Genomic DNA, 9,220 nt, shown 5'->3' on the forward strand with positions numbered 1-9,220 from the left:
CAGATTAAAATGCGGACCCGGGGGCAGGCCCCGGGCCGCGAACTACTGAAAGGCATCCCGCGAAGGGGATTTGAATATTTTTGATTAAAGTCATATTGATTTCCTTTCAGTAGTGGGGCCTCCCCCTGAATGGACCCGAAAAGGGAAGGCTAGGTAGCGGCTGCTCAAGTGTCGTCAACGCCGCTACATTTCGAATATATATTGGGAGGCACGGTGGATTCAAAACGAATGATTGTGGGAGTTGATTTTGTCTTCATTCGTTGAAGATAAAATTTTAAACTGCGACGTTCTCTCTTGACAAAGCCCTGCTGAGAAATTTCTTGTGAATGGGATTTGCCGTTGAGATCAGAACAAGAACCGGCTCAACAGGAAGGACGGAACCAAGGCGGGCCGCAACGTCCATTGAAGGATGGCGACCGCGGAGGATGGCGCTAATTTCAGCTTCAGATACGCTTGTAAGTTTTGAAAGACGCGCCGAATTTCTCGACGGATGTGCATCCAGCCACTCTTTTACCAAAACGGAAAACGACATGCTTCTGACTCCAGACCAGGGGTTTTGATCTTCTTAACCGGTGCCGGCATGAGCCGGCCCTGGGCGTGACACGTGATACTTTACAGTCAAATCAAACGTGATATCGAAGACGGATATCACGTCCTCACCTTCGGCCCGTACCTTGATCAAATGCTCCGATGGTTTGCGTTCTGATCAAGCCGATCGGCAAAACATTCGGCAGCTGCTCTCGCATCATAGGAATGAACCTTCTTCCAAGCGGCTTTGCTTCCGGCCTTGCGGCATTTGAAAAGGGGCGGACATTGATGCCGGGGAGATATTTTCCACTGGCTGCAGATTCTACAAACGGTTTCCGTGATCATGAGGGGGGCTCCTGAAAACCGCCGCCCCTATGAGCATAGGGGCGGCAATACTGTCAAATATTTTGGGCTTGATATCAGACTTACACCAGCTCTCAATATCACCGAAATTGCTCGGAACTTCCAGAAGAAACCTCGTTTTCCGGATTCATAAATGACTGTTATATGAAATATTTTTTGAGAATGTTCTCACGTGTTCTACGGGAGCTTTCCTCGAAAAAGCCGCCAGCGCAAATTGCAGAGGTGGCCCGTTCTTTGGCTGTGGAGCAGAAAACTGTAAAGCCAGGGCCTGAAAACTTGCACGAATCAAGGCGACAAGTGATTCATCGGTAGGCCTTTATTGCACAGGCGATTCAGGAGGAAATTCATAAGCAGCCGGCCCCTGTGTTGATGCTGCCTTGGACTCCAATGTCACATCAAACAATCGAATCACATCATCCCAGCTGACACTGCTCTGCCCCTTCGCTCCATCAAAATACAGGGCGCAACGCTTATGATTCATCCCAACCACACGTCCCCATTGGCCAGAAAGGTACAGACGTATCCCGAGGAAGATCGGAAACACATCGTAGCCGGAAAGCATCGCCTGATGGATTTCCAGAAGTTCCGCAGCCATCAGCTCCCCGCGTCTGATGTCGTCAATCGTCCACGATTTTCGCAGCTCAGTATTGGAAGCATCCACCCGATCCGAAACCGGCGAACCCAGAGTTTTCACAAATTTATGAACCAGATCGCGCCGATTTCTGGCCTTCGCGTGCGTTTGATTGAGGACGGCTTGAGCCTTGTGGGCTTGCTCAAAGGCGGCATCAATTTTGGAAGCCTCCGCCGCCAGCTGCTGCTGCTCTCGGTCAATCTGCTCACGAGCACGGCTCTGCGCTTCCTCGCGCCGACGGCGAAGCTTCTCGGCACGATTGGGCATCTGCACTCGCACGAAGTCATAATCAAGAACCAGCTCCGGCTCAGGCGCTGATGACCCTGGTTCCACCTTCTCACTCATCGCGTAGCTGTGCTCGCGGACTATGCGGTCAAGCATTATTCATCGTCCTCCTGGGTTGGCGGGATTGCCGGCACTCCCCTCCTCATCAGAGGCTCGTTCTCTGACCGAATCCCATTCTCTCCGATTGATGAGAGAAATACTCATCGTGCACTTCACCGCGTTTCATGTCCTGGGAGGACTGCGAACGATGAGAACACAATCAGGCGTTTACGTGCTGTCACTCAAAACCACGGTGTACATGCCATACAGATCTTCCATTGACAGAGGAAAAGTATCAAAACACCGGCTTTTTCGCAAGAAATCTGCACTCCATTTCATACTGTAAGAGCGGCTGCTGACAAACAGGGAGACCCGGTCTTTAAAGGATTATTCATCAGGCAAAGTCTCCCCACCAAAGACAAACCTTGAGGGAGACCCCGGCCTCCAAGGATATCTCATGGCTTGAGGTCTCCCCGAAAAGAGCGGCATTGTGCATGCAGGATCCGCCATATGACGCAGCCCTGGCGTGCGTCACCACCACTTCTGCGAAATTCTGGCCCAAAAAGCCGGACTCATGCCTCGGGCCTCTGCCAAATTCAGATTTTAAACGCAAAAATCCAGGGCCCTCCTTGCAGTGGACCCCGGTCAGGGATGGATTTTGGGTCATCTCATGGCGGAGCAGGTCGCATGAGTAGCGCGACACCCTCGTCGGGTTCGAACTGTGTTATCAGTTCGCGGCCTCTCCGCCTTCGCTCTCGGATCAGACCGAGGACGAAGTCGAGCGAGGCCTGCTCAATAAAGCGTATCATGCGGCCATTGGACTTTCTTTTGCCAGCGTAAAGGCCAAACATGGCAAGAAATTTCTTGAGGAACTGGACTGCGCAGCGTGGCGGCTTTTTGGGATCAATGATGCCGCGAAACAGCTGGTTCAGAGTTGAGGCCATGGATAAGGCCCATTCCAGAAAGCACATGGCATCGTCCGAGCGGAATTCGCCCTGAAACCGGTTGCGGGGATCAAGGCCGAGTTTCGCCATGCCCTGAAGAAGGACGCTACGCCTCTCCTCTGCACGAAAAAGTGCCCCCTTGCTCGTGTGCTGTTTTCCCTCTTTCTCATCGAACCATTGCACATCCGACTCAGACGAGGCGGCCGTCTCCATGTTTTTAAGACGCCAATCGCCACCGCGCAGATAAAATTCGATCGTCGGCCTTTCGATTTTTCCACACATAAGCTCGCGAATTTCATACGAGCGGATCATGGCCTGATCGATGTCCGTTATCAGGTCGCGGCGTTTCATCCGCTTATGGAGGTCCTCGTCGATCTCCTCGGCCTTTTCGATCGCCTCGATCTCCTCCTCCTTCAGCTTTTTGCTGATCGAGCCCATGTCCCTGCTCTGCTCGAGGTCCTTTGGAGCCTCGGGCAGCATCTGCACATCATGCCCCAGCGTCGAAAGAAAATTCATCGAGAGGCAGCGGTAGTTTTCGAGCGATCGCAGCTCGCTCTCATCCATCAAAAGGTTGAGATCGTCGAACATATCGGGCTGGCCGATCCACTCACGGTCGGCCATGAGCTTGAGCTTTGCGGCCCGGGTCGATCGATCGCCGATGAAAAGCAGGGTCCTCTCCATTGTCCGGTCGCGGCCGATCATCTGGCTCTGCCCCTGCACGGTCACAACGCCTGTGAAGATGCCGAAGTGGTTTTTAAAATGCGGGACGGTTATGGATAAGCCGGCGTCGATCTTGGGCGTGTAGATGATCGCCTTGTATTTCACCGCCTCACCATTCGGATTTCTGGCGAATGCCCCGACACGACCGAGGTCGGCCTGGCGAGGTGTGCCGCAAATCAAAAGAATTTCCTCTGGCTGAAGGACGCCATCACGCAGAATCCTTCGGTGAATCCGCATGGCCTCCTTTGCACTGTCAACGCTCAAAGCCGCCGTTTCACCGCGCTCAAGGGCCGCGCTGAAAGCCGTCCGTATAGCAGCCCTGTCGTCTGTCACGTGGATTTTCAGGCGCTTTCTTTTGTGCTCCGGGTAGGCGACATCAATAAAAACAATGTCCCGATGGTCCATTTTTTTGATGGCGTCCACCACCGCCTGGTCGGCGAAGGCGTCGCAGGAGAGCGTGAATTTCGCCGTCTGGATCGTCCTCACAAGCTGCAGCGAGTTGGCCTTGCATGTGCGATGATCGCCAAGCCGGAGGCCCTGGATGATCAGCGGCTTGACCTCGTCCATCGCAAAAAAATGCAGACCATCCAGCCAGTGCTTTCCATCGGGCTCCTCGGATTTATAACGCCTGGAGCCCAGGGAGTTTATGCAGGTGGCGAGCGCCCCCCGGTGCCGAAGCTCCTCGCGAGTGACCTCCCTGTAGTGGGCAATTTGAAGGCGACGGCAAATGTCGTCGATCACAAAGACGCGCGGCAGGGCCACAACCGAAGGACCACCGGCATTCTTCATCAGCCAATTGATCACGCGCTCGGTCTTGCCGGTGCCAGGTGGCGCGCGAAGAATGATGTGATGCCCGAGCCTTGCGTGGACCTTTATCGTTTCGAGAACCTCGGGCGGGCACATCGGCCAGCCGCTCCCGTCCCAGGCCACCTTGTAGCCATAGCGATGGTCCACACCTTTTATTTCGAGCAGCCGCTCAGCCTTCGCACGCTCCCGTTTTAAAAGGGCACTGGCCGTTCGGGTGAAAATATCCTTGGGCACCATTCCGCCAGTCATCGCCTCGACGAAGCGCGCAGCGTCCGCAACCGGTGTGCGCCAGCCGACAAAGGTGGCGCGAACGAAATCCTCGATATATTTTTTCTGCGCCCCGTTTCTGCCATCCTTATCATATCTTGCAACGCGCAGCATCCGCAGCGCCCAGCCATCGCCCGTGCCGGGCTTCTCGACCTTTTCCGTGAGCACTTCCCTGAGGCCGTCGCTGCCCCGCTTAAGCGCATAATCGTTGGCGTCGGTCTTTTCACCATCAAGCGCCGGGATGATGGCAAAGCGGACATTATGCTCCTTTGCGGCCGTCATCGCCGTGAAAACGCCGGTGTTGCCCTGGTGCTTTTTGTCCTCTGTCCGGACATCGTTGTCGGCCACGATCACGACGTGTTTGCCCGGATTCTGCCGCTTCGCCGTTCCGGCCACACTCGCAAGGTTTCCGGCAGAGTCGGCGATATAGACGGCGCAACCGGTTGCGTTGTGGATGCTCACGGCCGTCGCCAGACCCTCGGCCACGTATATGCGCCAGGAGCAGGGTGGATTGCCTATGACCGTGAAGGCGCCTTTGTACGATCCCTCTTTACGTCCAGGCGAAAGTTTCTTTTCACCGTTGGCCCAGATGCGCTTCATGCCAACATAATTGCCAGCGGCATCGCCGAGGGCATGGACGAGGAAGACCTCATCCGAACCCTTGCCAAACTGCTGTTTTGCAGTCATAGCGCGTACGTCGAAAAATTCAGGCAGATTTGCGATGCCCTTTTTGATCAAATAGGGAAAGCCGGTGTCGAGCCTCGGGGCACCTTCATATGCGGCTTTATCACGCCGCCAGTCGGCCTCTCTTTTGATCTCCTCCTGAGCCTTCTTTCTGGCTTCCTTCTCCTGGCGTTTTTTCCGCTCCTTAGCGTGGCGCTTTTGGGCCTCCAGTTCGCGCTGATGTCCTGACCCGTCCATTGCCTCCTCGCCTTCGGCCCTCAGGGGGGAACTCAGGGGATCGCCCTTTGCGCCAATGCCGCCAAGGCCGCGTTTCACCCAAGGCTCCTGCATCCCGACAGTGCCCGGCGAATACAATGTACCACCAATGCCGCGCGGCCTTATGGTCAGTTCGCGTTCGATTCGACCCTGCTTGAGTGTGTGCATATACACGTGGCAGCAGTGGCAGCCGCGGCTGTCATGCCAGGTTTTTAGCGCCAGAAATTGTGCACCTTTGTGCTTTTTGTTCAGCGGCACGAGCTCGCTTTTATAAGTTCCAGCGCCGTGCAAAAAAGGTAGTGAAGCGGGCCAGTCGATATTGCAGTCCTTGGCCATATCAAAAAGTTCGGCATAACGTGAATCCAGAAGATCGCGCAGCTCACTCATCCGGGTACCACCGTCTGCTGAATGAGCCGAAAAAAACACCGCTCTCCGCCAGCGGCATAAAAAGACGCGACTACAATCCTGTGGTCGATAATGACTCTCATATCCCTGTCCTCAATCAACGTCCGATCAATACCTTGATCGGAAACAGCCAGAAAAATTTATAGCTTATGCGTGGCGCGTCAGGCGGACTCTTGGCCCGCCATGAAGAACGAGATGCTTATATGGCACTCGCCTTTCCTGGGTTTTTGCGATTTTTTCTGTTGCGAGGAGATCCGGGCAGAGGGTACAAGGCCAAAACGTTCTAGTTTTGGAGTTTTCTTGTGCCCTGCACAGCGAAAACGGTTCGGCGGCTGCTGGTTACAGTCGCCGAATACCGTTTTTCCTTCGTCTTCATTTCATGCTTTTCCTTCCCTGTTCTTCAGAGTGAAAATTCCTGATCGATCTCCATTCTAATAAAATTCGATGATGTCTCTTGTGTGTGTTCCCTGAGCATGGCATGGTTCACAGATCACATTGTTTCTGATCATCTCTTCCTCTGACTCTCATAGTGACTCCTCGATTTTCTGTAGCTGCATCGTAAAAATTGCAGGACGTTAGTCATCGGGCAGGATACCGACTCCATTTTCCTACACAAACATCATTCTTGTGTTTGCTGTCGATTTCCATGTCATGATAAAACGAGTAATCCCACGACGGAGAGAAAAAATGACGGGATTGCGACCGGAAGATGCAGTTAAGCACTACCTACAAAGATGGTTAAATATTCCTGGCAACAATCTACGCATCCTGGAAGAAATATCCCAGATTCCGTATAACACTCTACATAGGCTATCTCAGGGAGCGAATGCTCCAAGTGCTAACGTGCTTTCAGCTATCGGCGAAGTTATTTGCAGCAGATCTGAAATAATCGAAGTAATGGACCTCGTTGGCCCAAGCATTGCAAATCTTATGCGAATCTGGTCGTCACTGGATAATCCCGGAGAGAAGCACGGAAAGAGAAACTATGTCTGTAACGACAAATATTTATTCTCGGTTTATGCGCTGTGCAGTCGTGTATACGGAGCATCACATGGAGAAATAAAAGAATGCTACGGAAAACAAGGATTGGAGTATCTCCAAATCCTGGTAACCGAAGAAACAGTTCAAGTCATGGACGGTAGGATATATGTCACCGACAGGGGAATTGTCTTTAATGAGCGTTTCAATCATAAAGCAATTTCATATCTTAACGAGATGTGCCCAGAAGCGTGTTCAGAAAACCCATATTCTACACGACTATGGGTCATAGAAAATCTGAACGAAAATACCATTCGTGAGCTTGCCCGGAAAGTTAGAGAACTAGAAAGCAACGTTCGAAAAATAGTGTGCGATCCTAACAACTACGGTGATGGTACCTGGATCTTCACAATGGTTTCCGAAGGAAAAAATATCGAAAACAGCGATATGATCGCTGAAGGGGAATAGCGATGAAAAATTTTCGAACCTTCTATTTTTGTGCAATGATTTTGTTTCCGCCATGCCTCCTCATTGGCGGCATTGGCGTCGGAGGCGGCGCTCCTCCATCCGTCTCCCTCGAAACCATGTCCACACTCCAAGCCCGCGCCCTCGACGGCGACCTGATCCGCATCAGGGATCTCGGTTCAGATCCTGTGTACCTGCAGGCTGACACGGAAAACATGACAAGGACGACCCTGCAGGCCTTCGTACTGCCAAAGGGAGATAAGGTGAAATTGTTCGTCGAAGATCCAGTGGATTCGGCTCAGAGAAATCTGATGCTTGGCATGGCTCGGACGATGAGAGCAACGATGCCCGGCGTGCTTCCGATTCTGCCTACAGACATCACGCTGAAGCCGAAGCCGATCATTGATACTGTGAAGGTTACTGATATTGACGCTGGAACATTGGAAAAGATTTCTGCCACTGGTGCGGCGGAGTAAAAAGATGTCACAGCCTGTGGCTCCCGCGTGGGCTTTTTTTTGCGGTAACGAGACGGAACCTGCCTTCGAGCGGTTTTTTTTTTGCGAGGGGAGAATACGAATGAATGCTGCAAGCGTTCTTCATGCCAAAATCCACGGACGAGCAATAGTCTTCTGCGCACGTGTAATGCCTGAACTGGAATGGCTCATTGATCTTGATTTTCAGCAATTGACCGAAGAAGGCATGATACTCGTCAGACCAGACATTGCCGGATTTTCGTCCGATGATCGATGTCAAGTGGTCATTGAGGTATCAAAAACAACCAGGAATCAGGATCTTGGTTTAAAGAAAGACTTCTACGCAAGGGCTCAGATTCCAGACTATATCGTACTCGATTGCGTGGAAAAAAAAGCCATCATTTTCAAACTCAACGAAACCAACCAGTATCATGCAGTTCCCGCTTCGGGAAATTTTTCTGATATTGAGACTATTTTTGCATCAAAAGCCTAAGGACTGAGACATATGGCCTCCATCAATCTCGCGATACTCATTGGCAACCTTGGCAAAGATCCACAGCTGCGGCACACTCAGGCCGGAACAGCCGTCTGCACTTTCAGTATCGCCACCACAGAAAACTGGACGGACCAGAGCGGACAAAAGCAGTCAAAGACCGAATGGCACAATATCGTTGTCTGGAACAAGCAGGCAGAGAACTGCGCGAAGTATCTACGTAAAGGCCGAGCGGCATATATTGAAGGCCGTGTCCAAACGCGATCGTGGGACGACACCACGGGGCAGAAGCGGTATACAACAGAAATCATAGCGGAAACGGTGAAGTTTCTCGGCAGTGTTGCTGCGGCCGACCAGGAACGCCCGTCAAGACCAAAGGTCGAGACCGTCTCATCGCAATTCGTTCCGCCACCGTTTCAGCCTCCGCCCGAAGACAATAAGCGTGGAAACCAGTCCGTTATGGGTCTTGATGATATTTTGTTCTGAGGAGAATCCCAATGGCCACCGAAATCATTGAACAATCCATTCGCGCTTTCGAGCTGCAAAAGTTTGGTTCCAATTTCATGAACGAAAAGCAGGTGGCCTCGATTGCCAAGCAGGCAGTTGCCACCGACCGCCTCGGCGACGAGGCCTGGATGCACAAGCAGCTTGCCACATTCCATAAGCAGCTGACCGAACCAGCACCGGTGCCAAAGCCGCAATATGAGAAGAAGGTGGAAGTGCTCGACATCGATCTGACGAAGATGCTTCCTATTGCCGGGCGATCTACTGAGCTTTCAGTGAAATTCGATGAGATTCCTAACGCAGTCCCAATCGGCGATAAAAAATTATTCTTCAAAATCAAATCAGACGAGCGTGTGTTCGATGTAACTCTCGGCGAGAA

General features: G+C 52.3%; 8 protein-coding genes. 5 read left to right on the forward strand and 3 right to left on the reverse strand.

Annotated elements, in window-relative coordinates; genetic code table 11:
* Positions 1–274: 274 nt before the first annotated feature.
* The 3 genes from VE954_RS31840 to VE954_RS31850 form a co-directional block, all read right to left on the reverse strand.
* A complete protein-coding gene (locus VE954_RS31840) occupies positions 275–532 on the reverse strand; it encodes a hypothetical protein (RefSeq protein ID WP_324960613.1) in 258 nt (85 codons plus the stop codon).
* 675 nt (positions 533–1,207) lie between these two features.
* Complete coding sequence (locus VE954_RS31845) at positions 1,208–1,903, reverse strand: hypothetical protein (protein WP_324960615.1); 696 nt, start codon at positions 1,901–1,903, stop codon at positions 1,208–1,210.
* 611 nt (positions 1,904–2,514) lie between these two features.
* Positions 2,515–5,910 (reverse strand): toprim domain-containing protein, encoded by a 3,396-nt coding sequence (locus tag VE954_RS31850; protein ID WP_324960617.1) that lies wholly within the window; start codon positions 5,908–5,910, stop codon positions 2,515–2,517.
* A gap of 705 nt (positions 5,911–6,615) precedes the next feature.
* Here VE954_RS31850 and VE954_RS31855 point away from each other — a divergent pair.
* The 5 genes from VE954_RS31855 to VE954_RS31875 form a co-directional block, all read left to right on the forward strand.
* Positions 6,616–7,374: a hypothetical protein gene (locus tag VE954_RS31855; protein ID WP_324960619.1), complete on the forward strand. Its 759-nt coding sequence runs from the start codon at positions 6,616–6,618 to the stop codon at positions 7,372–7,374.
* A gap of 2 nt (positions 7,375–7,376) precedes the next feature.
* A complete protein-coding gene (locus VE954_RS31860) occupies positions 7,377–7,847 on the forward strand; it encodes a hypothetical protein (RefSeq protein WP_324960621.1) in 471 nt (156 codons plus the stop codon).
* A gap of 4 nt (positions 7,848–7,851) precedes the next feature.
* The gene (locus VE954_RS31865) at positions 7,852–8,337 is read left to right on the forward strand and encodes a Uma2 family endonuclease (protein WP_324960623.1); all 486 of its coding nucleotides are present in this window, start codon (positions 7,852–7,854) and stop codon (positions 8,335–8,337) included.
* A 12-nt stretch (positions 8,338–8,349) separates the two neighbouring features.
* Positions 8,350–8,823: a single-stranded DNA-binding protein gene (locus VE954_RS31870; protein WP_324960625.1), complete on the forward strand. Its 474-nt coding sequence runs from the start codon at positions 8,350–8,352 to the stop codon at positions 8,821–8,823.
* 11 nt (positions 8,824–8,834) lie between these two features.
* On the forward strand, positions 8,835–9,220 hold a 386-nt coding region (locus VE954_RS31875), incomplete at its 3' end, for a hypothetical protein (protein ID WP_324960627.1).

The sequence above is a fragment of the Oligoflexus sp. genome, assembly GCF_035638955.1.
Lineage (GTDB): Bacteria > Bdellovibrionota_B > Oligoflexia > Oligoflexales > Oligoflexaceae > Oligoflexus.

Bases quoted from the DNA above. Each gene is read 5' to 3' on its own strand.
- VE954_RS31850 (WP_324960617.1), bottom strand. From the start codon at position 5,910: ATGAGTGAGCTGCGCGATCTTCTGGATTCACGTTATGCCGAACTTTTT.
- VE954_RS31845 (WP_324960615.1), bottom strand. From the start codon at position 1,903: ATGCTTGACCGCATAGTCCGCGAGCACAGCTACGCGATGAGTGAGAAG.
- VE954_RS31865 (WP_324960623.1), top strand. From the start codon at position 7,852: ATGTCACAGCCTGTGGCTCCCGCGTGGGCTTTTTTTTGCGGTAACGAG.
- VE954_RS31870 (WP_324960625.1), top strand. From the start codon at position 8,350: ATGGCCTCCATCAATCTCGCGATACTCATTGGCAACCTTGGCAAAGAT.
- VE954_RS31840 (WP_324960613.1), bottom strand. From the start codon at position 532: ATGTCGTTTTCCGTTTTGGTAAAAGAGTGGCTGGATGCACATCCGTCG.
- VE954_RS31855 (WP_324960619.1), top strand. From the start codon at position 6,616: ATGACGGGATTGCGACCGGAAGATGCAGTTAAGCACTACCTACAAAGA.
- VE954_RS31860 (WP_324960621.1), top strand. From the start codon at position 7,377: ATGAAAAATTTTCGAACCTTCTATTTTTGTGCAATGATTTTGTTTCCG.